Origin of the sequence: Vibrio sp. JPW-9-11-11, assembly GCF_013369335.1 — a bacterium.
Taxonomy (GTDB): domain Bacteria; phylum Pseudomonadota; class Gammaproteobacteria; order Enterobacterales; family Vibrionaceae; genus Vibrio.
Genome location: NZ_SZQJ01000036.1, coordinates 640,204 through 665,109, shown reverse-complemented (window position 1 = coordinate 665,109; position 24,906 = coordinate 640,204). Strand labels below are relative to the sequence as shown.

Annotated in this window: 24 protein-coding genes; 12 read left to right on the top strand and 12 right to left on the bottom strand. The window is 47.4% G+C overall.

Annotation, left to right across the window (positions count from 1 at the left end; genetic code table 11):
- The first annotated feature begins 80 nt into the window (after nucleotides 1–80).
- From FCU94_RS18895 to FCU94_RS18880, 5 genes are all read left to right on the top strand, one after another.
- Nucleotides 81–992, top strand: coding sequence for a LysR family transcriptional regulator (locus FCU94_RS18895; protein WP_176290006.1), 912 nt, complete (start codon nucleotides 81–83; stop codon nucleotides 990–992).
- A gap of 123 nt (nucleotides 993–1,115) precedes the next feature.
- Complete coding sequence (locus tag FCU94_RS19420) at nucleotides 1,116–1,247, top strand: hypothetical protein (RefSeq protein WP_255199300.1); 132 nt, start codon at nucleotides 1,116–1,118, stop codon at nucleotides 1,245–1,247.
- A 67-nt stretch (nucleotides 1,248–1,314) separates the two neighbouring features.
- Nucleotides 1,315–1,965 carry an isoprenoid biosynthesis glyoxalase ElbB gene (gene elbB / locus FCU94_RS18890; RefSeq protein ID WP_176290005.1) on the top strand — a complete coding sequence of 217 codons (651 nt, stop codon included), beginning with the start codon at nucleotides 1,315–1,317 and terminating at the stop codon, nucleotides 1,963–1,965.
- 327 nt (nucleotides 1,966–2,292) lie between these two features.
- On the top strand, nucleotides 2,293–3,441 hold the full coding sequence (gene yiaY / locus FCU94_RS18885) for an L-threonine dehydrogenase (RefSeq protein ID WP_176290004.1): 1,149 nt from the start codon (nucleotides 2,293–2,295) through the stop codon (nucleotides 3,439–3,441).
- Between the two features lie 105 nt (nucleotides 3,442–3,546).
- The gene (locus FCU94_RS18880) at nucleotides 3,547–4,278 is read left to right on the top strand and encodes a dienelactone hydrolase family protein (RefSeq protein ID WP_176290003.1); all 732 of its coding nucleotides are present in this window, start codon (nucleotides 3,547–3,549) and stop codon (nucleotides 4,276–4,278) included.
- Between the two features lie 54 nt (nucleotides 4,279–4,332).
- Here FCU94_RS18880 and secF read toward each other — a convergent pair whose 3' ends face one another.
- The 4 genes from secF to FCU94_RS18860 form a co-directional block, all read right to left on the bottom strand.
- The gene (secF, locus tag FCU94_RS18875) at nucleotides 4,333–5,235 is read right to left on the bottom strand and encodes a protein translocase subunit SecF (protein ID WP_176290002.1); all 903 of its coding nucleotides are present in this window, start codon (nucleotides 5,233–5,235) and stop codon (nucleotides 4,333–4,335) included.
- A gap of 3 nt (nucleotides 5,236–5,238) precedes the next feature.
- Nucleotides 5,239–7,086 (bottom strand): protein translocase subunit SecD, encoded by a 1,848-nt coding sequence (gene secD, locus FCU94_RS18870; RefSeq protein ID WP_176290001.1) that lies wholly within the window; start codon nucleotides 7,084–7,086, stop codon nucleotides 5,239–5,241.
- Between the two features lie 78 nt (nucleotides 7,087–7,164).
- On the bottom strand, nucleotides 7,165–7,644 hold the full coding sequence (locus tag FCU94_RS18865) for a hypothetical protein (RefSeq protein WP_176290000.1): 480 nt from the start codon (nucleotides 7,642–7,644) through the stop codon (nucleotides 7,165–7,167).
- 104 nt (nucleotides 7,645–7,748) lie between these two features.
- Complete coding sequence (locus tag FCU94_RS18860) at nucleotides 7,749–8,417, bottom strand: hypothetical protein (protein WP_176289999.1); 669 nt, start codon at nucleotides 8,415–8,417, stop codon at nucleotides 7,749–7,751.
- Nucleotides 8,418–8,472: 55 nt separating this feature from the next.
- Here FCU94_RS18860 and FCU94_RS18855 point away from each other — a divergent pair, with 55 nt between their 5' ends.
- Nucleotides 8,473–9,027, top strand: a complete 555-nt coding sequence (locus FCU94_RS18855) for a hypothetical protein (protein ID WP_176289998.1) — start codon at nucleotides 8,473–8,475, stop codon at nucleotides 9,025–9,027.
- A 90-nt stretch (nucleotides 9,028–9,117) separates the two neighbouring features.
- Nucleotides 9,118–11,445 carry a putative bifunctional diguanylate cyclase/phosphodiesterase gene (locus FCU94_RS18850; RefSeq protein ID WP_176289997.1) on the top strand — a complete coding sequence of 776 codons (2,328 nt, stop codon included), beginning with the start codon at nucleotides 9,118–9,120 and terminating at the stop codon, nucleotides 11,443–11,445.
- Nucleotides 11,446–11,497: 52 nt separating this feature from the next.
- Here FCU94_RS18850 and FCU94_RS18845 read toward each other — a convergent pair whose 3' ends face one another.
- Together FCU94_RS18845 and phhA are read right to left on the bottom strand one after the other, a co-directional pair.
- Entirely contained in the window at nucleotides 11,498–11,827 is a 330-nt protein-coding gene (locus tag FCU94_RS18845) for a 4a-hydroxytetrahydrobiopterin dehydratase (RefSeq protein ID WP_176289996.1), read from the bottom strand.
- Nucleotides 11,820–12,611, bottom strand: a complete 792-nt coding sequence (phhA, locus tag FCU94_RS18840) for a phenylalanine 4-monooxygenase (RefSeq protein ID WP_176290099.1) — start codon at nucleotides 12,609–12,611, stop codon at nucleotides 11,820–11,822. Before phhA ends, FCU94_RS18845 begins: the two co-directional genes overlap by 8 nt.
- 225 nt (nucleotides 12,612–12,836) lie before the next feature.
- On the opposite strand from phhA, the gene FCU94_RS18835 reads away from it, so the two are divergent.
- Nucleotides 12,837–14,837, top strand: a complete 2,001-nt coding sequence (locus FCU94_RS18835; RefSeq protein WP_176289995.1) for an acetoacetate--CoA ligase — start codon at nucleotides 12,837–12,839, stop codon at nucleotides 14,835–14,837.
- 142 nt (nucleotides 14,838–14,979) lie between these two features.
- Here the strand turns inward: FCU94_RS18835 and trhO are convergent, their stop codons facing one another.
- The 4 genes from trhO to FCU94_RS18815 form a co-directional block, all read right to left on the bottom strand.
- Nucleotides 14,980–15,960 carry an oxygen-dependent tRNA uridine(34) hydroxylase TrhO gene (gene trhO, locus FCU94_RS18830; RefSeq protein ID WP_176289994.1) on the bottom strand — a complete coding sequence of 327 codons (981 nt, stop codon included), beginning with the start codon at nucleotides 15,958–15,960 and terminating at the stop codon, nucleotides 14,980–14,982.
- Between the two features lie 528 nt (nucleotides 15,961–16,488).
- Nucleotides 16,489–17,334: a hypothetical protein gene (locus FCU94_RS18825; RefSeq protein ID WP_176289993.1), complete on the bottom strand. Its 846-nt coding sequence runs from the start codon at nucleotides 17,332–17,334 to the stop codon at nucleotides 16,489–16,491.
- 361 nt (nucleotides 17,335–17,695) lie between these two features.
- Nucleotides 17,696–18,250 carry a NapC/NirT family cytochrome c gene (locus FCU94_RS18820; protein ID WP_176289992.1) on the bottom strand — a complete coding sequence of 185 codons (555 nt, stop codon included), beginning with the start codon at nucleotides 18,248–18,250 and terminating at the stop codon, nucleotides 17,696–17,698.
- An 84-nt stretch (nucleotides 18,251–18,334) separates the two neighbouring features.
- Nucleotides 18,335–19,039 (bottom strand): c-type cytochrome, encoded by a 705-nt coding sequence (locus tag FCU94_RS18815; RefSeq protein ID WP_176289991.1) that lies wholly within the window; start codon nucleotides 19,037–19,039, stop codon nucleotides 18,335–18,337.
- A gap of 239 nt (nucleotides 19,040–19,278) precedes the next feature.
- Between FCU94_RS18815 and yegD the strand changes: the two genes are divergently transcribed.
- Nucleotides 19,279–20,631, top strand: a complete 1,353-nt coding sequence (yegD, locus tag FCU94_RS18810) for a molecular chaperone (RefSeq protein WP_176289990.1) — start codon at nucleotides 19,279–19,281, stop codon at nucleotides 20,629–20,631.
- A 106-nt stretch (nucleotides 20,632–20,737) separates the two neighbouring features.
- Here yegD and FCU94_RS18805 read toward each other — a convergent pair whose 3' ends face one another.
- Nucleotides 20,738–21,316, bottom strand: a complete 579-nt coding sequence (locus FCU94_RS18805; RefSeq protein ID WP_176289989.1) for a class I SAM-dependent DNA methyltransferase — start codon at nucleotides 21,314–21,316, stop codon at nucleotides 20,738–20,740.
- A 144-nt stretch (nucleotides 21,317–21,460) separates the two neighbouring features.
- On the opposite strand from FCU94_RS18805, the gene FCU94_RS18800 reads away from it, so the two are divergent.
- The 3 genes from FCU94_RS18800 to FCU94_RS18790 all read left to right on the top strand — a co-directional run bounded on the left by FCU94_RS18800 (nucleotide 21,461) and on the right by FCU94_RS18790 (nucleotide 24,262).
- Entirely contained in the window at nucleotides 21,461–22,339 is an 879-nt protein-coding gene (locus FCU94_RS18800) for a LysR family transcriptional regulator (protein ID WP_176289988.1), read from the top strand.
- A 197-nt stretch (nucleotides 22,340–22,536) separates the two neighbouring features.
- Nucleotides 22,537–23,430: a cation diffusion facilitator family transporter gene (locus tag FCU94_RS18795; RefSeq protein ID WP_176289987.1), complete on the top strand. Its 894-nt coding sequence runs from the start codon at nucleotides 22,537–22,539 to the stop codon at nucleotides 23,428–23,430.
- A 163-nt stretch (nucleotides 23,431–23,593) separates the two neighbouring features.
- On the top strand, nucleotides 23,594–24,262 hold the full coding sequence (locus tag FCU94_RS18790) for a hypothetical protein (RefSeq protein WP_176289986.1): 669 nt from the start codon (nucleotides 23,594–23,596) through the stop codon (nucleotides 24,260–24,262).
- A 185-nt stretch (nucleotides 24,263–24,447) separates the two neighbouring features.
- On the opposite strand, the gene FCU94_RS18785 is transcribed toward FCU94_RS18790, so the two are convergent.
- On the bottom strand, nucleotides 24,448–24,642 hold the full coding sequence (locus FCU94_RS18785) for a hypothetical protein (protein WP_176289985.1): 195 nt from the start codon (nucleotides 24,640–24,642) through the stop codon (nucleotides 24,448–24,450).
- Nucleotides 24,643–24,906 lie beyond the last annotated feature (264 nt).

The window sequence follows — 24,906 nt, the reverse complement described above, 5'->3', positions numbered from 1 at the left end:
CATTACCCCGCCATTGTAGATTGTTTTCAAATCAATGATAATCTCTGAAATACAAACTTATTGTTTAGTTTTAATCAACAATGAAAGCTTTCTCTACTATCCCGATATTTATCGCAGTGGTCGAAAACGGCAGTTTTTCACTCGCAGCCAACCAGCTCAATATCACCAAGTCAGCGGTCAGTAAGCGGATCACTCAGTTGGAAGATGAGCTGGGAATTCGGCTGCTTAACCGCACAACTCGTAAACTGAGTTTGACCGAAGCAGGACAGCGTTATTACGAACATGTCATTCAAGCCTATCATTTTACTCAGCAAGGTATTGATGCGGTCACCGAGCTGCAAGGCAACCCTAGGGGGCGACTCAAGCTCACCGCCCCGATGTCTTTTGGAGTGTTGCATATTGCTCCACTGATCAGCGAGTTTTTAGCGCGCTACCCCGATGTTGAAATTGACCTTCAACTAGAGGACCGCATGATTGACCTCGTTCAACAAGGCTTCGATTTGGGGATCAGGATTGGCCATTTACCTGTGTCAAACTTGGTCGCTAAGCGCTTGACCCCCTGTCGTAGCGTATTGTGCGCCTCTCCAGACTACCTCAAACGTAACGGTGTCCCCATCAGGCCCAGCGATTTATCGGATCACAGCTGCCTACCCTACAGTTACTATCGTGGCGGCAGCGAATGGCGGCTTTATTCTGCCAGCCAGGAGTACAGCGTTGTGCCAAAAGGCCGCTTAATCGTCAACAACAGTGAAGCTATACGCAGAGCGGTGCTTGCGGGAAGTGGTATTGGGAATCTACCGACATTTATCGTCGGGAAAGACATCGCATCCGGCAAGCTTGACGTCGTTCTACCCGAGTTTACTCTGCCTCAACACGCGGTGTACGCCGTTTTCCCAGAGCGCAAACATATGCCGCTTAAGGTTCGGGCATTTATCGATTTCATTACTGACAAGCTTGGCAATGACGTGCCCTACTGGGACCAACCAAGGTGACACTGAGCTCATAATTTTCTGAATGTGGTCACGCCACGAACATTCTATGACTTGAGACAAAACAGACTCTCTGTGCGATGGAGACAATAGCGCTCAACCCATCGTTTTACGGAGACAGTAACTATGAAGCGCTTCTTTCCTTCGAGTGTCATGCTCACCCCGTTTGTCGTTAAGCATTATCATCAAGACTTCTCGGACGACGAACAACCAGAGTCAGAGCGCCCCCAAGATGAGCAGGAGGAATCTGAAGAATGAGACGCTCATCAGATCACTAGTCAAATAAATTGGCTAGGATTTATCGCGGAAGATAAGGGAGGAAATGATGAAAAAAATTGCTGTCATACTCAGCGGTTCCGGGGTCTACGACGGAGCTGAAATCCACGAGTCGGTATTGGCCCTGCACGCTATAGAAAAAAATCACGCGACTTGGCACTGCTTCGCCCCCAACATCGAACAGTTGCATGTCATTAATCATAAAACTGGTGAAGAAATCAGTGAAAGTCGCAATGTTCTGGTTGAAGCAGCGCGAATCGCTCGCGGCAACATAGACGACGTCGCCAAGCTCAATGTCGACGAGTATGACGCCCTCTTGCTGCCCGGTGGTTTTGGCGCCGCCAAAAACCTGACCGACTTCGCCGTGAACGGCGCCGAATGCAGCATCAACGCTCATGTCGCCTCAGCCTGTCGAGCTTTTGCCCTCGCGAAAAAACCAGCAGGCTATTTGTGCATTGCACCTGTCATTATCCCGATGATTTACCCTAACGGAGTAAAAGGTACCATCGGCAATGATCAAGCCATCGCCGCCGCTTTCAATCAACTCGGGGGGCAGCATGTCGACTGCGCGGTTGAAGACGTGATTTTCGACCCAGAGCATGTGGTTCTCTCAAGCCCCGCTTATATGCTTGCCGAGACGATTTCACAGTCCGCCACTGGCATCGAAAAACTCGTCACCCATCTAGTCGAACTCGCGTAAGTCACGTACCACAAATAAGCACAAGTTTTATTCATCTTTTTTATCGCCCTTTGCTTGATTATTCGAGCAAAGGGTTGTTTTTTCTCGCCCCAAAAGTTTCGGCTTCATCGGGCCTATCTATCTAAATATGTTGAGAAAACGATTGCGCTAAACCACTAATTATTAACAAGTTTATTCATTTAAACTAACCGTATGAATGAGGGTCACACTTCCGATTCTCCCCTCGCCTATTTGCCATCGAATCTTGTCGGAGATCAAATTTCTCGCGCGGATTTTTATGCGAATCTAATTGCAGAAAACAAACAATAACGATAACGGAGCAATCCAATGACAAGTGCATTTTTCATCCCTACTGTTAACCTCATGGGCGCTGGCTGTTTAAAAGACGCCGCAGACAGTATTCAGGCACAAGGCTTTAAAAACGGCCTGATCGTGACCGACAAGGTACTCAATCAAATCGGTGTGGTTAAGCAAGTACAGGACTTGCTGAGCGAACGCGATGTATCGACAGTGGTCTTCGATGGGACTCAACCTAACCCAACCATTGGCAACGTCAACGCTGGCCTTGCGCTACTCAAGCAACACCAGTGTGATTTTGTTATCTCGTTGGGTGGCGGTTCACCGCACGACTGCGCTAAAGGGGTTGCGCTAGTCGCCGCCAACGGTGGTCAGATCGGCGATTATGAGGGGGTAGATCAGTCCGCCAAGCCTATGCTTCCGCTGATTGCGATTAACACCACCGCAGGTACTGCTTCAGAAATGACGCGCTTTTGTATTATTACCGATGAAGAGCGCCACATTAAGATGGCGATCGTCGATAAACATACTACGCCACTTATCTCAGTGAACGACCCTGAACTCATGCTGGCCAAACCCGCTTCGCTAACAGCGGCAACTGGTATGGATGCGCTAACACACGCCGTAGAAGCCTATGTTTCGATTGCAGCGACGCCGATTACCGATGCAGTCGCCATTAAGGCGATTGAGTTGATCCAAGCTCACCTTCGCACTGCCGTCGCTAACGGTGACGACATTGAAGCGCGCGAGCAAATGGCCTATGCCCAATTTATGGCAGGCATGGCGTTTAACAACGCGTCACTTGGCTATGTGCACGCCATGGCGCATCAGCTCGGCGGCTTCTATGATTTACCACACGGTGTGTGTAACGCGATTTTATTGCCTCACGTTCAGCGCTATAACGCTCAAGTGTGTCCTGAACGCCTACGCGACGTCGCCAAAGCCATGGGGGTAAACGTCGCGGGAATGACGCCAGAGCAAGGTGCAGATGCCGCCATTAGTGCCATTGTCAACCTCGCGACAGATGTTGGTATTCCAAGTGGTATTGAACAGCTTGGTGCAAAACTTGAAGATATTCCGACCCTCGCGGATAACGCACTTAAAGATGCGTGTGGCTTTACCAATCCGAAGCAAGCGACTCACGAAGAAATCTCCGCTATCTTCCAAGCCGCAATGTAACGGTGTTTTCGATTTCCTTGCAGTTCTAGCCTCCTTCGGGAGGCTTTTTTGTACTATTGACGCTGAAATTTCGTACTACACTTCAACAACAAACGGAGGTGTTCTATGAAAACAACAATTGGGTTGGCCTTACTGACATGTGCGTCGTTGGCAACGGCTGGGGAAAATCGAGTTTACAATGTAAATGGTAGTGAATACGAGGGCTACTGGGCAAAAGTAAGTGATGATGCCCCGCTGGTCTTATTGGTTCACGATTGGGACGGTTTAACCGATTATGAGATGAAACGTGCCCAAATGCTTAATGAAATGGGCTACAACGTTTTTGCCGCCGATTTGTTCGGTAAAGGAATTCGCCCAACAGAGGTCAAAGACAAACGCCAACACACAGGTGAACTCTATAAAGACCGCGATAAGTTACGTGCACTAATGCAAGGCAGCTTGGATTTTGCGGCCAGTTTAGGGGGAAACGCCGATAACACAGTGGTGATGGGGTACTGCTTTGGCGGCGCCGCCGTGCTTGAGTCTGCACGTGCTGGTATGCAAGCAAAAGGATTTGTCACATTTCACGGTGGTTTAAGCACTCCAGAAGGGCAAAGCTACAAGATGACCCAAGCGCCTATCATGGTGCTCCATGGCACGGCCGACAGCGCGATCCCTATGTCTGAATTCGCCTCACTCGCTGAACAACTTGAAGCGGCGGGAGTATCACACGAAATGATCACCTACAGCGGCGCGCCACACGCGTTTACCGTATTTGGTAGTCCACGTTATCGTGAAGATGCAGACAACAAGTCGTGGAACAGTTTTAGTCAATTCTTACAAGCGACCACGCTATAATTACGATGCAAGCACTCAGCCCCAAGCTCTTACGCTTGAGGCCGAGTGTTTGCTCTATGGCGCGTCGTCTATCTCGACTGGCATGTAATGCTTAGGCTCAAGTTTTAACCACTCTGGCAAGACTGTACCAATTGAAATCGATGACCAAGTCCCCGATAAAATGCCAATAAACATCGCCACCGCGAACCCTTGCAAGGCGCTGCCCCCTAAAATCCACAAGGCGGATACGGTCATCAACGTCGTGCCCGACGTCACCATAGTACGCGAGAACGTCGCGATCACCGCTTGGTCGTTGATCTGCTCGGTTGGCAACGACGGTTTGGCCACCAGCAGTTCACGAATCCGGTCTGCGATAATGATCGAGTCATTGAGCGAGTACCCCAGAATCGCGAGTATGGCGGCAAAAACGGTCAGGTTGAACTCCATCTGAGTTGCAGCGAAAAAACCGAGCACCAGCACCACATCATGCATCAGAGCCAGTAATGAACCACTGGCTAAACGCCACTCAAAACGAACACAGAGATAGGCCAATATCGACAACATCGAAATCATCAGTGCCAGCCCTCCTTGGTCGATCAAATCTTGACCGACCTGTGAGCCCACCATGCTGCTGCTCACCACATCGACCTGCTGAGACACTGGAGCCAATAATTGTTTAAGGTCGGCGATTTGTTCACCCGGCTGCGGGACCGGATAGCGAATCACCCAACGCCCTTGCTGATCGGAACGAGTGACATGGGTAAACTCCCCCAATTGAGGTTTGAGCGTATCGACCAGTTGCGAGTGGTTGAGAGATGGGTCAACCTCTACTTCTGTCACCATCCCTCCGGTAAAATCTAACCCGAGATTTAGGCCGTTGAGGCTCAACGCGACTATAGAAACCATCATCAATGCCAGTGAGACAAAACTGGTAATATAGCGGATCCGACGAATACCTTGTTTAAAGAACTGGATCATAAGTTAAACCCTCACATCACGACGCGCGTCGCGTCCCCAAACTAAGTTGATCATCGCTCGCGATGCAAATACACCACTGAACATACTGGTTAGTAGCCCGAGCCCCAGAGTCAAGGCAAAACCTTGAATAGGGCCATTGCCAATTGAGTAGAGCACGACAGCCGTAATCATAGTGGTAATATTGGCATCTAAAATGGTGCTTAAGGCGCTGTTAAAGCCTAGGTCAATTGACTGAGCAAACGTACGTCCTTCTGCTAACTTGTCTTTAATCCTTTCAAAAATAAGAACATTAGTATCCACCGCCATCCCGACAGTTAACACTAAACCGGCAATACCAGGTAGCGTCAACACAGCGCCTGGAAGCAGTGCGATCAAGCCGAGTAGACAAGCCATATTGATGAGCAAAGCCGTGTTGGCGACCCAACCCAAACGGCGATACCACAGTGCCATAAACGTCAAAGTCATCGCCATACCTAAGGCCAGAGCTGCAAAGCCGTTTTCAATATTTTCCGCACCCAATGAGGCCCCAATAGTTCGTTCTTCGACAATCGTCACCGGCGCGGTCAGCGATCCTGCTCGTAGCAGCAGCGCGAGGTTTTGTGCTTCGTCGATTGAGCCCGCGCCAGTAATGCGAAACTGGCTGCCTAATTGTGACTGGATCGTCGCGACGCTAATCACGCGTTCGCTACGCTCCGTTTCTCCTTGGGCATTGGTGGTGTACTCACGGTAGACAGTGGCCATCGGCTTTCCAATATGACTCGCTGAGAACTCACTCATTAACTTGCCACCGGCATGATCCAACGTAATGTTGACTTCAGCTAAGCCCATTTTGTCAACGCCAGCCCGGGCATTAATAATGTGCTCCCCCGTTAACACTGGTCGCTTGGCAATCGCCACATCCACACCTTGGTTATTTTTCAATACGACGTCGCCGTAGTCAGAAGCTTCAGACGATGTGCGAGCTTGATGAAAAGCTAAACTCGCCGTGGCACCGATGACATGTTTTGCCAACGACGGATCTTGTACTCCAGGTAATTCGATGCGAATGCTGTGTTCACCCTGTCGCTGAACTAAGGCTTCAGTTATACCCAGCTCCTCGATACGATCGCGCATGATTTTGAGGTTTTGCTGTAAAGTCACACGCTGAAACTCGCTCTTACTTTCTGGCGTCGGTTTGACACTCAGCCAGTCTGAGTGACGCTTTACGTCCCAGCCAGGATAGTTTTGACTCAAAAAGTGATTGACCTGGTTAAGTGCCTCTCCACTTTTTGCCTTAACCTCAAACGCTTCGCTGCCTTCAATAGACACCTGTACGCCTCTTAACCGTTGTTGACGCAGAAAATCACGAGTTTCTTCAACTAAACTGTTGCGCTGATCTTCAAACGCCTTGTCGATATCAACGTTGAGCAAAAACTGCACCCCACCGCGCAAATCAAGCCCGAGCTTTATTGGGTTAAACCCTAAATCAGACAACCATTTTGGCGCGACTGAAACATAGGAAAAGCTGATGGTGTCTTGTTTACCGAGCAGAGTATCTAGCGCTTTTCGCGCCTGAGTTTGTTCGGTCTCATCGTCAAAGACCAACGTTGTTTTCTCACCCGTTTGATGGATTTGGCTTACCGTCACACCTTGTTGGCTAAGATACAGGTTGAGTTTCCCAAGACTCGAGAGAACGGGATTAGCGCCACTTTGTGACGCCGTCACCTGTATCGATGGTTTTTCTCCGTACCAAGTAGGGATAGCGCTTAGCGTGAGTATGACCACAGTGGCAATCAATACTACATATTTCCAGGCGGAATATTGGTTGATCAGGCGTGCAGATTTCGCCTGTTTATTAGGTTTTTTGTTCATCATATTTCTTAACTTTGCTTAGCGAGAGGCACTCCCGCTTAGGAGTTCAAATAATGGCTTCTGCCATAGTGAAATCGGTTAAAAAATCGATGAGTACTGACTATTTAACGCCACATACAGGGCATTGGACTCTTTCCAGCCAGCAAGGCGATAGGGAGAGGAATGTGGGAAGAAATGAAACCCGCTGGACAACGCCGCATGCTGATATAAACGGAAAAGTGGCAGTGTTAAGGGGTCAAAACTGGGTTGATCGAGACTCGAATTCGACTCACCCTCGTCAAACAAACGCGTGCCATTTAGCCAGCGATGAGTATGAATATTCGCAAACCAATCTTGAGCTATTTGCGAATGGGTTCTGGGCGCGGGTTGGGATGTCTGCTTTGTCGCTGCAAACAGGTCCTGCGCTTCTTGTGTCGAGTAGGCAGAGAATGACGCAACATCTATCTGTAATCGGGCTGACGCTTGCGTTTCAGATTGCAACAAATAGCCAAAAGCCTGCACTGGTAAAGCCAGCACAAAGAAAAATAGCCATAACGTTGAAATGAGCCGTTGAAACATTGTTCAGCCGAATAAGAGAGATTGGCGAGATAGTAGATCTAAGCACATAGGCAAGCAACTAAAAACTTCTAAAAGCTAAGCTTGCAAGTTTGCTGGTACAACAGTTAGCGATAAAAGACGTTTCCGGTACGCACGTTGAGGTAAATTTTATTGGCCTGTTTCAATCCACCACAATAGACAAAATAGGCGTCCTGTTCACTGAAAGTTACTGAGCGTATCCAACCTTTGGTTTCTTCGAAATCTAGCGGCGTACACGTGCCGTCTTTGAGTAACTGATCGGTGGTCTTAATAAATACCTCAAAGTGTTGCTTAAAATCATCCGAGTTTTCAATGTACTCACCTATGGTCTCCACCCGCTCTTCTTTAGTGATGGTTGGCGGCACTTCGAGCAAAGCTTCCATTGGCACCCACTCGGCGACTTCCGGCCCGCCCTCTTCGTAAACAAAGTAGGCAGAAATACGCCCCCAGCCATCTTTCTTTTCAAGAATATGCAGCTTATCACCACGATAAACCACGCTCTCAACAAAGGCATTGTAATCGGGGGCTTCACGTACTCCCAGCTTATCTGGGTTGACGTAATAATCCGTCTTAGGTGGCTCTGGTGCGGGTTCGGGGTCGTCTTTGACAATAGGCAAAGGCGCAATCGGCTCTTCCTCCTCCGCTTGTTCGAGCGCTAACGCGTCTTGCTGAGGTTTGTAGTAAAAGATGTAATAACCGCCACCAGCACACGCAATGCCAAGCAACAGTAATACTGCCATAATGACCTTTTTCATATTTGTCTGAATCTTTTCCTATACTTAAAGGGTGACAAGCGAGACAACCACCGCAATGAAATGGTACCGATATCTTCTTACTATAACGGCAGCACTCCTGATCACTTTACCTCTTCCGTCAGGCGCATCCCATTGTGACGCTGAAACGTGGAACCATGCGCTCAAACTTCAGCAAGCCCTCGACACACAATACAACCAACACGCTAAGCGATTTAATCAGTTCCTCACTTTCCACCGTGAGCAGCCTTTTCTCTATCAGGAGTTTAGTCGCAATGAAATACGCAGTTTCTGGCAAAGTAACAAACAAACCCTTCATAAAAGCATGCAAGGACAGATTGCAGCCTCACAACAGGTGGTGGAAGCCATAGAACAAGAACGCAAAACGCTCAATCCACTACTCGATAACGCCTCTACCTTACATCAGCAGTGGCGGCGGATTTCACAGCACTGTCAGAAGATTGATAATCAAAGCAACACCATCGCTAGCTGGAACTACGCTCAGCTCAACAAGTTGCTCATCAAACAGATTCAACAGCTCGATGAAAAACTGGCCTTACTCCAGCAACGCTATCAAAATGAGGTTCGCGCTCTCGAAGACGCTCGTCAATAGCCGAAACAAATTGATATCAATTATCATTTGCAATTGGTCCATTTATCATTACGATGACATCATGTTTCACCACTATTAGCCGTTTACCCATTGAAACTCGCGCTCTCACTTCAGCATACTCTCTTAATCTGGCTGATTGGCTTAAGCCTTGCTACTGCCAGCTACATCACCGTCCACCACTATGAGACTCAAAAGCTCGAAGATCATTTAGAGAGCCAGCTCAATAATCAGGTACAGAGACTAGTCCAATCGCTCGCAAATATAGAACGTATGCTCTACGCGACTCGCGCCTACCTTGAGAATGGCAATCGCCCGAGTCAAAACCAGTTTGAAGCCTACTTCCAACAACAAGCGGATTTATCCGACGCCATTCAATCGGTAATCTGGGCCCCTACGGTTAAACTGAATCAGTTGCGCGCGTTTGAAAGCAAAGCCCAACAACAAGGCTTACTCGGCTATCAAGTCATGCCTTCGTTGGAGCAACATCCCCCTCAACCTTGGCTCTTGCCGACTCATGCATTACCTGTGCTCTATCTCTCCTCTTCTTTTGAAGGAAGCGACCTACTTGGATTGAGACTGGAGAGCGACCAAAACATCTTAGAAGCCGTGTCGCGAGCAATCCGCAGCCATCAAGTGGAAGTCGCGCCCCTCAATGGGTCAGAGCGCGGTGAGGTGATGCTGGTATTAGGCAAGTATAGACCCGATGGTCAGATTGACGGTGTGGTCGCTACCAAACTCACGCTCGAGCAATGGCTAGGACAGCTCTGGCGCCAAGAGATCAACTCAAGCTCGACCCGAATTGAGGTATTTGCACAACCGCTAAATCAGTTAATTTTTGGCTCGCACCTCAATACTGAGTTAGCGCAATCTCACATCACAGAAAGGCCATTGAGCGCTAGCCAGACATTGGACGTTCCCTTGTTTGGGCAGCAATGGCAAGTGACGATTACGACGATTGATCGCACTGGCAGCACCCTTATGTATGGCAGCGCCTCTGTCATGCTGATCCTATTACTTACCGTGTCGGCAACCGTCGCCGCCAATTTTTATTCCATTCGGCTCAGAGTATCAGACCAAGTCATTGAGGAAAAAACGCGCAGCCTAGCACAACAAGCCATTAGGGATGATCTCACCAATCTCAACAATCGCACCGCACTGAGCCAAGCCGTGGACGAGCAGCTCCAGCGGCTAAAACAAGGGCGGTCGATAGGCTTTTCCGTGATGTTTATCGACCTCGATCGGTTCAAAGTCGTTAATGACTCAATGGGGCACCTACACGGCGATGAACTACTCAAGCAAGTTGCTCAGCGGATCAGCGCTCACTGTCGCGATAACGACCTCAGTTTTCGTTTTGGCGGTGATGAGTTTGTTATTTGCCTACCGAATCTCATTGCCGACAACGCGCTAGAGGCGATTTGCCATCGCTATTCACACGTCCTTAGCCAGCCCTATGTCGTCAATAATCAACAATGCCACTTAGGTGCTAGCATCGGCGTCACCATAGTCACAGACGCGAGCCAAACTCTGGCGCAGATATTGCGCGAAGCCGACACCGCGATGTACCAAGCTAAAAGTTCATCACACGAGAAAGTGGTTTTCTTTCACGAGAAAATGTTTCAGCGGGCGAAAAGACGTTTTACTCTGGAACAGGAGTTGGCCAGTGCCATGGCACTCAAGCAACTGTCGTTAGTCTATCAACCCATTTACCAATGCCAAAGTGACCAAGTTGTCGGCTTTGAGTCACTCATTCGCTGGCGACACCCAAAGTTAGGCCCTATCTCGCCAGAGGACTTCATTCCAATAGCAGAAGAAACAGGCCTGATTATTGCCATTGGTGACTGGGTCGCCAATGAATGCTGTAAAACTCTGCAACGGCTTTGGCATACTCGACAAGGTCACGGCGTACCCCGTTTCAATATCAATGTTTCAGCCAAGCAGTTTGAGTCCGAGCACATCTATCTCACACTCCAATCATTGCTGGATCATTATGATTTTCCCGCTCACCTGATTGGCATTGAAATCACCGAATCCATGCTGCTCAGTGATGAGTGTAGCGCCAAGCAATTAGCGAGGATAAAAGCGTTGGGTGTCACCTTGTATATGGACGATTTTGGGACCGGCTTTTCATCCCTTGCGGTACTCAATGACTACCCCGTCGACGTGATTAAAGTCGACCGGAGCTTCGTCAGTCGCATTGCACTTGGTCAGCGCAATGCCGACAACCTATGCCAAGCCATTATTAACATGGCACACACCATCGACCTCGCCGTCGTCGCGGAAGGCGTGGAAACAGCCGAGCAGCTTGCGTTTCTCACCCACCATCACTGTAACTACGTACAAGGCTACCTGAAATCACCCCCAGTCTCGGTATGCCAAATTGAGCGACTGCTTTGCCATCCACAAATGCAAAGTGCGTAAAAAAAGCCTGTCATGGGCAGGCTTTAGCTTTAATAGTGAATAGGCAGGTGACTTAATCGAGCCGATCACACTTAGCTGCGCATATAAAATCATTTTGATGCAGACCTTTGATAGAGTGACTCCACCAAGTGACCGTCACTTTACCCCACTCGAGTAACACAGATGGGTGATGAAACTCTTCTTCTGCCAGCTGCGAGACTTTATTGGCAAAGGCCCAGGCCATTTTATAGTTCTTAAACTTGTACACTTTTTCAAGTTGCGGAATCCCATCGCGTTCGAGCAGTTGCCAACCATCGAGTTCAGTGAGCAATAATCGTCTCTCTTCGGCACCTAATGCCACCGCACTACTAGTACACGCTTCACAGCGCAATTCATCAAGCATGAGTCACTTCCTTTGGTTCAAATAATGGGGGGAGCAGGCCAGCTTTCATCGCCTGTTTAACGTGAAACATCAAATCCATTCGACTGAGTTGGTATAACTGCTGAATATCATCCAACACAAAATACTCTGGCTGCATAATATCGATACGATAGGGGGTTCGTAATACGGTATGAATATCAAATGTTTCCCGCTTTGCCTTAGGGTCATCCAATGCGTACAACGTTTCTCCAGGGGAAGAAAGAATCCCTCCACCATAAATCTTGGTTTCGTCACCCTGTTTAACCAACCCAAACTCAACCGTAAACCAATATAACCGAGCCAAGTACACGCGTTCTTTATCACTGGCATCGCGTCCCAGCTGACCGTAGGTGTGCGTAAACTCGGCAAACTCGGGGTTAGTCAACATGGCACAGTGGCCAAAGATTTCATGGAAAAAATCCGGCTCTTGGAGATAGTCAAACTCCTCTCGGCTGCGCAGAAACGTCGCCACTGGGAACTTTTTCTCCGCCAACAAGGCGAAAAATCGGTCGAAGTTGATCAATGCAGGTACAGGCTCGATCTGCCACCCCGTCGCACTAGCTAGCACCTCGTTGATGTCAACGATTTGCGGGGCTCGTTCGAGGGGTAAATCGAGCAAGCGTAAGCCTGCCAAATACTCTTTGCACGCGCGTTGTTCCACTAGGTGCAATTGCCGTTTGACCAAGTCTCGCCACACGCGATCTTCTTCGACACTCCAGTCAACCAAGCCCTGATCATTGACCGGTTTTGAATGATATTGCACCATACCTAGCTCCATTAACAATTCCTTCACATTCAGCCTATCGCCATGTTGCAGCGCTGACAATTTAACCAAGCGACTCAGTCACCCCATCCCGGTGTAACACTTTGTTTACATTTGACGGCTTTCTTCTTATTTTTCAGCCATCTGTTGTCACCCGATAAGTTTGACTTTGGCCATTATTTCATCAAAGCTTAATCCAATAACGGAGAACCATAAGACGAGGATGTCATGACCAACCCAGAGCCAAGTTTCTCTGCCCCAATTTGGGTACCATGCAGTGAGAGAATCGAGTCGTCAAACTTAAGCCAATTCATAAAACACGTTAATATTCAAGGCGATATAATCGAAAACTACGCGGACTTACACCGCTGGTCCATCGACTATAAAAAGGATTTTTGGCTAGAGATCTGGCAGTTTTGTGACGTCATCGGCTACAAAGGTGACTGTATCTTAGGTGAAGGATTAGCCAAATGGGGCGCATTTAACCCAAGCCGAGATACCATTTGGTTCCCTCAGTCGCAGCTCAACTACGCCGAAAATTTACTCGCCTACTCTTTTCAAGCCCCCGATGACATCGCCATCTGGTTTAAAAACGAACGCGGGGAAAACCGCCAGCTCTCTTGGCAAGATGTGTGTGACCAAGTGTCTATTTTACAGCAGTGGTTAAAACATAATGGCGTCGAAAAAGGCGATGTAGTGGCTGGCTACCTGCCGCATATGCCAGAAACCGTTATCGCGATGCTTGCCGCGACCAGTTTAGGCGCCATTTGGACATCCACTTCACCCGACTTTGGCGCTGAAAGTGTCATTGAGCGCTTCGGCCAAGTTCATCCCAAAGTTTTGTTTTGCTGTAATGGCTACGACTTTAACGGTAAAACCTACCACATCGAGGAAAAAAACCGCCAAATCTCCGATGCGCTGCCCAGCCTAGTCAACACTTGCCAGATAGACTATTTGCAAACCGACTTATCACGCGAAGACCATGGTGAAGCCTTCTCTGACTGGGAGGCGATCCTGGCCAGTTTTTTACCACGAGGCATAGATTTCGAACGCATTGGCTTTAACGATCCATTGTTTGTGCTCTATTCATCAGGTACCACTGGTAAGCCTAAATGTATCGTGCATTCTGTGGGTGGCACCGTGTTAAACCACCTTAAAGAGCATCAGTTGCATTGTGATGTTCAACCCAAAGACCGCGTGTTCTACTACACGACCTGTGGTTGGATGATGTGGAACTGGCACGTTTCTGCGCTCGCCAGCGGCGCAACCTTAGTCATCTTCGATGGCAGCCCAATGTATCCAAATCCTAACGCGCTATGGCAACTAGCGCAGGAAGCCAAAGTGACTCTATTTGGCACCTCTGCCAAGTACCTTGAAGCACTGCAAAAGAGCCAGTTTAACCCGAGCAGTTGCTACTCCTTGGACAGCCTAAGAACCCTCTGCTCTACCGGCTCAGTGCTCTATCCCGAACAGTACGATTTCGTTTACTCATCGATAAAAGTTGATGTACACCTCGCGTCTATCTCTGGTGGCACCGATATTTGTGGCTGTTTTGTCATCGGCAATCCTATCTCGCCAGTGTATCGCGGCGAATGCCAAGGCGCGGGGCTGGGCATGGATGTCGCGGTATTTGACCCAGCGGGACAAGAGGTCGTTAACCAGCGAGGTGAATTGGTGTGCCGTAACAGCTTTCCTAATCAACCTCTTGGGTTTTGGCACGACGACGGTGAACGCTACCATAAAGCCTACTGGGATAAGTACGCTGATGCTTGGCATCATGGTGACGATGTCGAAATCAACTCGCGTGGAGGGGTCACCTTCTATGGGCGAAGCGATGCAACCCTTAATCCAGGCGGCGTTCGTATCGGCACCGCGGAAATCTATCAGCAGGTGAACCAATTGCCTCAAATCCAAGACTCAATTGCCGTTGCACGACGCGTCGAAGGCGATGAAAAAGTGGTGCTCTTTGTTCAACTGGCGGCCACCCACACCTTGGATGATGACCTCACGCAAACCATTCGCCACACACTTCGAACGCAATGCTCGCCTCGTCATGTTCCGGCTGAGATATACGCCATCAACGACATTCCGAAAACCAAGTCAGGTAAGTTAGTCGAGCTTGCGGCAAAGCAAGTGCTGCACGGTCAGGCAGTGCAAAACTTGAGCGCGATAGCCAACCCAGAAGCACTCAATGAAATTGCGCAGTATCAGCAGCTACCTGTGAGTTAAACCGCCACCAAAAGTGGGCTTTCTATGATTGAAAGCCTGCTTTTTACTCTGCAATATGTTTTAGGAGTGCTTTACCCACTTCTTCTCGAAATAATAACCCCCTTGCATCGATGCAAAGGGGATAGAAGTGAAAATGGTAAGACTATTTTGACTTTCTTTGCTGCTCTTTTCGGGCAAGTTTCTCTCTTCTACGCTGAGCGATGACTTGATCCGCTTCACCACCTACGTGAGTTTCCCCTCGTTGCTTAGCAAGCTGGACTTGTTTTTCACGTTCGCGGAATCGAGCTTTTTGCTCATCAGTATGCTTGTCAATGCATTTGGGGCAGCTGACGCCTTTTTCATACGCATCTGACGCCATCTCTTCTTCAGTAATAGGCAGTCGGCAAGCGTTACACATATCGTAACCGCTTTTTTCTAACTGGTGATTGACCGCCACACGGCCATCGAAAACATAACAGTCACCTTGCCACAGGCTCTCTTCTTGAGGCACTTCTTCAAGGTATTTAAGAATCCCGCCTTCTAAGTGGTACACCTCTTCAAAGCCTTGCTCTTTCATATACGCGGTCGACTTCTCACAGCGGATCCCGCCGGTACAGAACATCGCCACTTTTTTGTGCTTGGCTGGATCCATGTTTTCAGCGACATAGTCAGGAAACTCACGAAACGTCTCCGTTTTTGGGTTAACGGCGTGTTTAAATGTCCCGATTTCGATTTCGTAGTCATTACGTGTATCGACAACGAACACCTCAGGATCTGAGATGAGTTCGTTCCACTCATTTGGCTTCACGTATGTACCAACCACGTGGCGCGGGTCTATCCCCTCCACACCTAAGGTTACAATCTCTTTCTTGAGCTTAACTTTAGTGCGGTTAAAGGGTTGGTTTGCATCGAACGACTCTTTGTACACGATGTCTGCAAGGCGAGAGTCTTGTCGAAACCACGCAAGAAGCGCATCAATACCTTCGCGGCGAGCGGCGACCGTACCGTTGATCCCTTCATTGGCTAGCAAGAGCGTACCACGGACTTCATGCTTCTCCATCAAGGCCTTTAGTGGCTCACGAAGTTCCACATAATCTTCAAGACGCACAAATTTGTACAGTGCGCATACTACGTAATCTGTCATGTTTTATCCTTTTAGCGAACTGGAGCGTAAATCCAGAGCTTTTTGTAAAATTGCGCGAAGTATAGCGAAGAGTGCCCACGACAAATACGGACAGTTTTTGGGGATAAAAGAGAGGGAGTATGAGCTTAAGTCTTGCCTTTCTGCACACATCTGCCCTAAGAGTTCGATCAACTTGCTGTGTTATAGACAAAAATGGCCTAGCTAAAAGCTAGACCATTTCCCTTGGGAAGCAAACGGCAAGACCTAACCTTAGTTAATATGCTTTCATCCGTCATTTATCCCAATGATTATAAATAGAATTAATATAAGTCTGTTTGCACTCGCTAATTATAACCGTATAAATCTAACGAATTTTGACTGCAAAGTAAAAAATTAGCAATCAGGGAACTTACCATATTATTTTTTAAAATAAAAAATTAATCGCTAGAACAATTAAATTAGATCATTTATATTAAAATTCAATTAATAATCCCTAGACAATAACCTCTGTCAATTCAGAAATTCATTATTGTTTATTTTAGAACACAATTACCAATTATACTTAATTCCGAACGATACCGATGTATCTTGGTAAGGGTTCATGTCAATACCAAAATAGTCGAAAGATGAATATGAGATATGTGTTAACTTGCCTGTTACCGACCAGCTTTCACTACTACCGATTGGCGATGTTATTTTGGCAACGCCCTTCAGATAATTAACATCTGTGCCTTCATCATTTGAACCTCTGAAGTACTCAGAGCCAACCATAAAACTAGCACCATTGCTTGAAAATTTTCGGCTAACCCTCGGGTAGAAAAAGAAGCCATCGAACTCGCTTTCGCCTAAGTCCATTAATCCATCTTTACCCAGTTTCGCCGTAAATACGTAGTTTAATACTGGCATGAACGACCACTCATTCCAGGTATAGTTGGCGCTGCCCCCTAACGACCCTAAACTATAGCCGAACTTCCCGGTGTCCGTATGGGTAAGATTGCGGTCAATGCCATAATAGTTCCAGCCTAGCTGGAGAGAAGAGTTAACAGACCATAACTGGCTAAATAAACCACTCACTTCTAGTAACTCCCTTCCATAAGGCGTTTGCTCATGGCCTCTCTCAGTCCCGTTTAGTTTACCGACAACGGCCTCGATAAAAGAAATATAGGTACTATTCCCTAAGCGACCAACTGTCACTGAATCAACAGAAAGATTTTGACCTGACACGTGCTGATTACTGCCATTTTTAGAAGCAGTTCCCGAAGTTGACTGCGCAGAAACAGTCGACGTTGTTTTATAGTGTTGCCAAAAGGGTTGTTCTGAAAAATTTGCGGCACTCACTGATAACGACATACCAGAAGGGAGAAGAATAAAAATTAGTGTTTTATTTAGTTTCATTGATATTTATATTTTCACGTATATTGGATTTGGAGCGATAATAATAACTTAATAATTTTCATTCCATGATCGTCCCTTCATATTTTCCTCGCTGTCTCGATATGCAAAACGATTGGCTAAAAAGGCAAAGAATGTCGTGTATGAGCAACAACTGACTCCAAATATCAATACGCAAAAGTACGGGGGCAGATCTTGCCTTTGACACTATTCGCTGATTCTTGAATAGTGCAGACCAATTGCCTCATCCCTTTGCTTAAGTTGCCATCGGGCGTTTCGACTAACAAGTGATTGGTCATCAAGCAATAGCTGTGCATGACCCTGTTGAATCGTTCACACACCTGACCCCATTAGTTCTTGAAAACTAATCATCAAACTCATCTTCAGAATATGGCTTGGTATGTGCTATGCCCTTGTGACATTCTATACAGGTCCTTTCTTCCAACATGGCACTTTCCATCTTCTCTCTCGCTCTTAGACTCTGACTTGGAAAATCCATCGCGTGATAGGTGTGACAATTTCTGCACTCACGAGAGTCGTTTTCTAGCATTTCAGCCCAAACTCGCTGAGCCATATCTAATCGATGCTCTTCAAATTTTTCTGGTGTATCAATAGTCCCTACCAAGGCATGGTAGACTTCTCGTGAAGCTTTAATCTTGCGCCAAACCTTAGCGAAGAACTCTTGAGGGACATGGCAGTCTGAACAGCTAGCTCGAACGCCTGATGGATTATTAAAGTGAATGGACTCTTGGTATTCTTGATACACCGTTTTCATTCCATGGCAAGAAACGCAAAAATCGGTTGTACTGGTTTTTTCCAACACTATATGGAAAGCACCAAGTAATATTACTCCGATGCTTATCCCAACTAAAAAAGGCCACCAAGCAAAACCTTTATTTCGCGGACACAGCTTCCACATAGTCTTGTCTCTATTGTTTGCTCACTGGATAGAACAGTCCCTGAACAGTTCGTCCAGGGACTACTGGATAAAATTCGGTTAAACCTATTTTTGCTGCAGAGTTACGATATATGAAAGAATATCCGCTGATACTTCTAGCGGCAGTGCTCTCATAGCTGGCATAGCCTCATCAGGTTGACCGTTCATTATTTTGAATAACCCTTCCCAAGGATTACTACTGACTATTTTTCCCAATGGAGCAGGTAAGTCGCTAGGCAGCGTTCCATCTTTCCCATGGCATGAAGCGCATAGTGTATTGTAATAAGCTTCTCCCTGCTCGACATTACCGTTCACGGTTTTGTCTGGATTGATTACAGCGCTCATGTCAACCTGTCCTTTACTAACAAAAAGCGCCAGATCATTGTAATCTTGTTCACTCATCATGCCAGACATAGCGTGAATGTCGTCTTTAATTACTGCAATTATTTCATTTAAAGGAGCGCCCGCCGAATCTTGTAATCCTTTGATTCCCGTTTGATAAGATCCTTTCGAATATGCGCCATCCTTACCAAGCAAATCCCAACCATGACAAGATTTACAGCGCCAAGTAACGTCGCCTTTCTTTTTGCTATTGGATGCAGGCCAAGACTTATGTGTTTCCGCTGGCTTTGGAGCCCCTGTCACCTTGAACCATTTATCATACAGTCGTCCACCACGGGCTATCGCAGACGCTTCTTCAGCTTGAGTGAGGGGAACCATTGATGTACAGAGTGCAATGACAGTCACCAACCCCATAAGTAGTTTCTTCATACCCTTTCCCTTGCATTACTTTAGACATTACTTATTAAGTGTAGAGGAAGGAATAGTATCCATCCTCTTTATAAGGATATTTATTGATCACGACTTACTGAGCCTATATTCCATAACACATGGGGGCGGATCATTTGACAAAGGCCGACTGACTCTTAAATAGTACAGGCCAAAAAGTAGCTTTCATTTTTGCATTGAGGTAGCATTGCCGACCTTTTTTTAAATGGTAGGAGGTTCGAATGTTTATTGGCTTTGACTACGGGACGGCAAATTGCTCAGTTGCAAAAATGGAGCAAGGAGAACCAAAGCTGCTCAAACTCGAGGGCGACAGCGTTTACATTCCTTCTACCTTATCCGCGCCCAGTCGCGAAGCAGTGGCTGAGTATCTGTTCAAACACCGTGATATTAAACCCATCGACAGCGTGGGCGAACAGGTGCTACGACGCGCAATCAACATCAATCGAGAAGAAGGCATTGAATTTATTGCCGACGAGGTCGCGTTTGGCCAAGCTGCGCTGGATCATTACTTACAAGATCCCAGCGAGAGTTATTACGTAAAGTCGCCAAAATCGTTCTTAGGGGCTTCTGGACTGCGTGACGTTCAAGTCAGCTTCTTTGAGGACCTCGTTTGCGCCATGATGGATAACATCAAACGCAACGCCGAAGAGGATGCGCAGCAAACCATCACAGAGACCGTGATCGGTCGACCTGTCAACTTTCATGGCCGCGACAGCGACGCCGCAAACCGACAAGCCGAAAGCATCCTGCTTAAGGCGGCAACACGCGCTGGGTTTAAGCATGTCGAATTTCAATTTGAGCCTGTCGCGGCTGGCCTTGAGTACGAAGCCTCGTTGAACGATAACAAAACCGTACTGGTGGTGGATATTGGCGGTGGTACCACAGACTGTTCACTGATCGAAATGGGGCCAAGCTGGCGCGGTAAAGCGGACAGAACACAAAGTTTGTTAGCGCACAGTGGTCAACGTGTTGGGGGTAACGATCTCGATATCGCCCTCGCCTTTAAGCAGCTTATGACTCCGTTTGGTCTTGGCAGTAAAACCAGCGCAAATATCGTTATGCCAACCATCCAGTTCTGGAACCCAATTGCGATTAACAGTGTCGATGCACAAGCCGATTTCTACTCTCGTTCAAACTTGGCGACGTTAAAACAGCTCAGGAAAGAGGCGCAAGAGCCGGAGAAACTCACACGTCTACTTGAAATTTTCCATGAAACACTGGGTTACCGCCTTGTGCGCCAAGCGGAAGAAGCCAAGATTGCGCTTTCGGATCACACCCACTATCACGGGGTGATTCAACTGCTGTCTGAGCAGCTCGAGGTGGATATCCGGTTTGAGGACATGATCGAAGCGATAGAAACACCAAAACAGAAAATGGCAGCGTTGGTCAAAGAAGCAGTAGAGCAAGGCGGCGTAAAACCCGATGCGATCTTCATGACCGGTGGTTCAGCACGTTCACCCATTCTACGCGGCGCCGTGCAAGAAACCCTGCCTAACATTGATGTCGTCAGCGGCAACTACTTTGGTTCCGTCACAGCTGGGTTAGCCCGCTGGGCAGAGGTGTGTTTTAACTAGTCGAAAATCATAACACATAATGCGGGTCTTGCTTTTTACTCCTACCTAACTCATTCAAAATACAAAGCCCGGTGTTAACACCGGGCTCATTTGTTTTATTCATTATTTATTTTTTTGCCAGCGCCATCAATACCTTGAGCGCTCCGTTTGGCGTATCTATCTCGAACGGAGTTGACACCTCTACCTGGCTAAAGCCAACACTGGTCAATACTTGCTCGGTATGTGCGATGGTCATACCGCCTGGCTCATCGACATCGGATAACCAGTCCCAATGAACGAAGTAGCCGCCTTCATTGAGCAGGCTGTAAACGATGTCGGCGACCTCAGAATAGCTTGGTACGAAGCTACACACGGATGACGCTACCACCACATCGAACTGGGCACGAAATGCCGGGTGCATGGCTACCAATCCGCGAGTCAGCATATCCACGACAGGTTCTACATTGGGTAACTCTTTTCTATCAAGCTGCTCGATCATCGCTTCGGAGCTATCTAAGGCGACAATATCTTTAACGATTGGTGACAAGCGCTGACTAAGCAATCCGGTTCCACAACCAAAATCTAAGATGTGCTTTCCTTTCACATCAACGAACTTTAGCAAGGATTCAAAGGCTTTGTCCGCGTATATATTTGTGGAGGCTTCCGAGTCCCAGCTTTGCGCGACATCGTCCCAACTATTAGCCATCATGATCTCCCTGTAACTACATTCATTAGGCGTTGAGCAAGAGTACCAAAACTGCATGAAATTCATAGCATTTCAATGAGGAAAACAGACAACCGCCTAAGATTGATATAATATCGGCCAAAGACTCAGCCAATTGTTTAAAAGATGAACTTATCGCAGATTGAAGCCTTTTGTACTGTCGCTGACATGGGATCCGTATCCGAAGCGGCGCGGCACTTAGAGTGTAACCGTACTAAATTAAGTATGGCGATCAAAGCGTTAGAAAAAGATCTCGCCGTTGAGCTGTTTGTGCGCAGTGGCAACAACCTAGCGCTCTCAGAAGCGGGCAAAGCCATCTACAAAGATTGCCAGAACCTACTGGTGACCGCTGCGCGTATTCGTCAAACCTGCGCCCAAGTCTCGGGCGAGTTTAACGCCGAGATCTGGATTGCCCGCGACGACTCGCTCCCCGATGAGCTGTGGCAAGATTTATCACATCGACTCAATAACCGTTTTCCCGCCACTTCGTTTAACATTGTGTTGGCATCCAGTGGCGATTTGGCGAACTTAGTGGCGACAGCACAAGTCGACTTTGCTTTTGGCGTCGATTATGAACGTATCGACGACCCACACATCACCTACCAACCGCTCGGTAAAATTCGCATGATGTCGGTATGTCGTGCCAGCAATCCTCTCGCCCGCCTGCGCCGCGTTTCCGACGATGATTTACGTAATTCGATGCAAGCGGTGATGGTTTACCTCAACGAGAAAGACAACCCAGAGCTGCAACCTTTTTCACTTCGTTATATCGGTTTTTCTAGCTTTGACTACATGCTCAATACCATTCTCAACGAAGACGCTTGGGGCGTGCTGCCTGAGCCGCTGATCCGTCATCTACTGCGTAAACAAGAGTTAGCGGTGATCAAGCACACCTATGGTTTGACGCAAGAAGACTACTGTATGTTCACCGCAGCAGGTATGTCAGAGCACCCTGGCATGTCCTGGCTTGCAGACAAACTCAACGAATATCTCTTCGACTTCTAACCAAAAAAGCGCCTCATTTTGGATCAATAATCACTCAGCGTCAAAAATGCTGACAGCAAAATAAACTCATAACAAATTGATAAATAAAGAAAATCATATAAACCCAGAAATCCATGTGGATTAACAAAGCCAATAGTGTTTGTTTAATTGGCCTATTTTGAGAACACTATAAAGGTGTTTATTATAGAGATTCCACCATGTGTGCTAGGACAAGCCTAAACGAAAAACGCATTTTAACCTTCTCAGCGATGCTGGCATCTGGCTTCGCGGGTGGTGGTTTGATTCTTGGTTTGCTCGTTGGCTCGCTAGTGATCGTGTTTGATGGTGTCTACTCTTTAGTCAGTTTACTGTTAACATTATTGTCGCTCGCAGTATCAAAGTTTATCGAACGTCCTTCTCGTCGTGACTTTCCGTTTGGAAAGTCCGTCCTTGAGCCCATTGTTATCGCCATTAAGGGCAGCGTGATTCTCGCGGTTGTCGGCTATTCTCTCTACTCTGCGGTCATTGCCATGTTCAGTGGCGGTCGTGAAGTCGACGCCAGTATCGCAACGCTGTTCGGCGTGATTAATGTTGTGGGTTGTGGTTACGCTTGGTGGCACATTGCTAAGAAGTCTAAACGTTTTTCGTCGGGCTTAATCGAAGCGGAGTCGAAGCAATGGCAAATGGACACCCTATTGAGTGTTGCCGTCACATTGGGCTTTATCGCGGCATGGTTGCTGACTCTATCCCCCCTTGCGCATTACGCAGTGTACGCCGACCCAATGATGATGATCGCCATGTCGTTCTATTTTATTAAGGTACCTTTTGAAATGCTTCGCGATGCCCTACGCGAGCTATTAATGATGAAACCGGCAGACGAAATTTGTCAGGTCGTCGATAAAGAAGTTTCGGCACTCTCGGCGCACGTCTCACAGCAGTTTGAAGTAGCAGGCGTCACTAAGGTTGGACGCGAACTACGCGTTAAGTTAGATGTTCACGCGGTTGATCAACAGCTTCAGGTCGCCGAGCTTGAGAAAACGCGTCGAATCCTCAAAGACAAACTCTCGAGGCTGTCGCTCGACCTGAACCTGACAATGAATATTGCTCACTAAGTGGCCTATCTACTCGCCGACGTTGTACTCGATGTCACCCTCTTTACGATTTTCAGTTAGGTTGTCGCAATGTGCTCAACTATGAGTCATTGTATTTACAACGTATTGGTTTAGTATCGTATGGGAAGTGCAAACCATCAGAATGGACAAGGGATAGTCAGTCGTGAATAAATTACCAAAACTTGCAGGTGCCTCAGCGATTGTTGAAGCCCTGATTTACATTGTTGCCTTTGTTTACTTTGGCGCTTTTTGGGCATTCCCTTCCAGTGGGACCCCGATGGAGAAGATGACTTATCTAGCAGAACATCAAGTCGCGTTTTCAATGATCTATTTTTTGATGTACGTGGTGTTCGGCGTTTTTCTATCTGTGCTCGTTCTTGGCTTATATCACCAATTGAAATCGACCCATCGTCTGCTTGTTCAGTTGGGTTCTGTCTTCGGTTTTATATGGGTCGTTTTGGTTATTGCAAGCGGCATGCTGGCCAATGTAGGGCTTGCACATGCCATTGAAGTCATGGATTCATCGGTCGAAAAAGCCTTTGATATGTGGACAATCATCTCAGTTATTATCGAAAGCCTAGGAGGAGGAAACGAGCTCGTTGGTGGACTATGGGTGCTTTTCGTCAGCCTGGCTTCTCTAAAATCCGACGCATTTCCAAATGGACTTAGCTTACTAGGAATAACGGTAGGATCTGTTGGTGTAGCGACTGTCTACCCAGCAGAAGTTCTAACTGAAATTTTTGGTGTAACTCAGATTATTTGGTTTGCCTGGTTGGGTGGAAGCCTACTCAGCCAAAGTGTTGAAACCGAATCGCTTGCAGTTGAGCGTTAACATACCGACTGCTGAGAAATGTGAGCGCGAAAGATATCGTAACCCGATTTATCACTTGCGATAAAACCATAACAGAGTGAGAAAACGCTCATTTGGGCGTTTCCAGCGCATTACTCCACATACAACAAAGGCAGCGTCACGCTGCCTTTGTTGTTGAGTGCATCTGTATTGTTAGTTGACTGTGGTTAGTTATCCAATGACATGCCTATTTGACTCAATTTATCTCTAAACTCGTCAATGCTGTTTGCTTCATAGGTCGGTGAACCGTTAAAGTAGCGCGGTTTCTCCGGCAACATCGCATTCTTCAGCGCTTTCTCCTGGTCAATATCGTCGTGATATACCGTCACGCGATTTGGAATGTCTTGTTGGAACTTCGCCATTCTGTTCTCCTTTTCATCTGACGTTTCTCACTATTAAGCGTAGAAAACGCAAGCGCTGTGTCAAACCAAACACCGAGCTAGCCCCAATGACAAATAGATTACAAACCCATGAAATTTAACATTATTTTTAATTAATCAAATATATAGCTGACTGTTTGACTTGTCAGTTTTGTGAGTTATCGCGAACAATTCACCCAACTTAACGTTCAACTACTCAATGAGCCACAGGGAGACGCCTATTAGGATTTTTTCATCCGATCACAT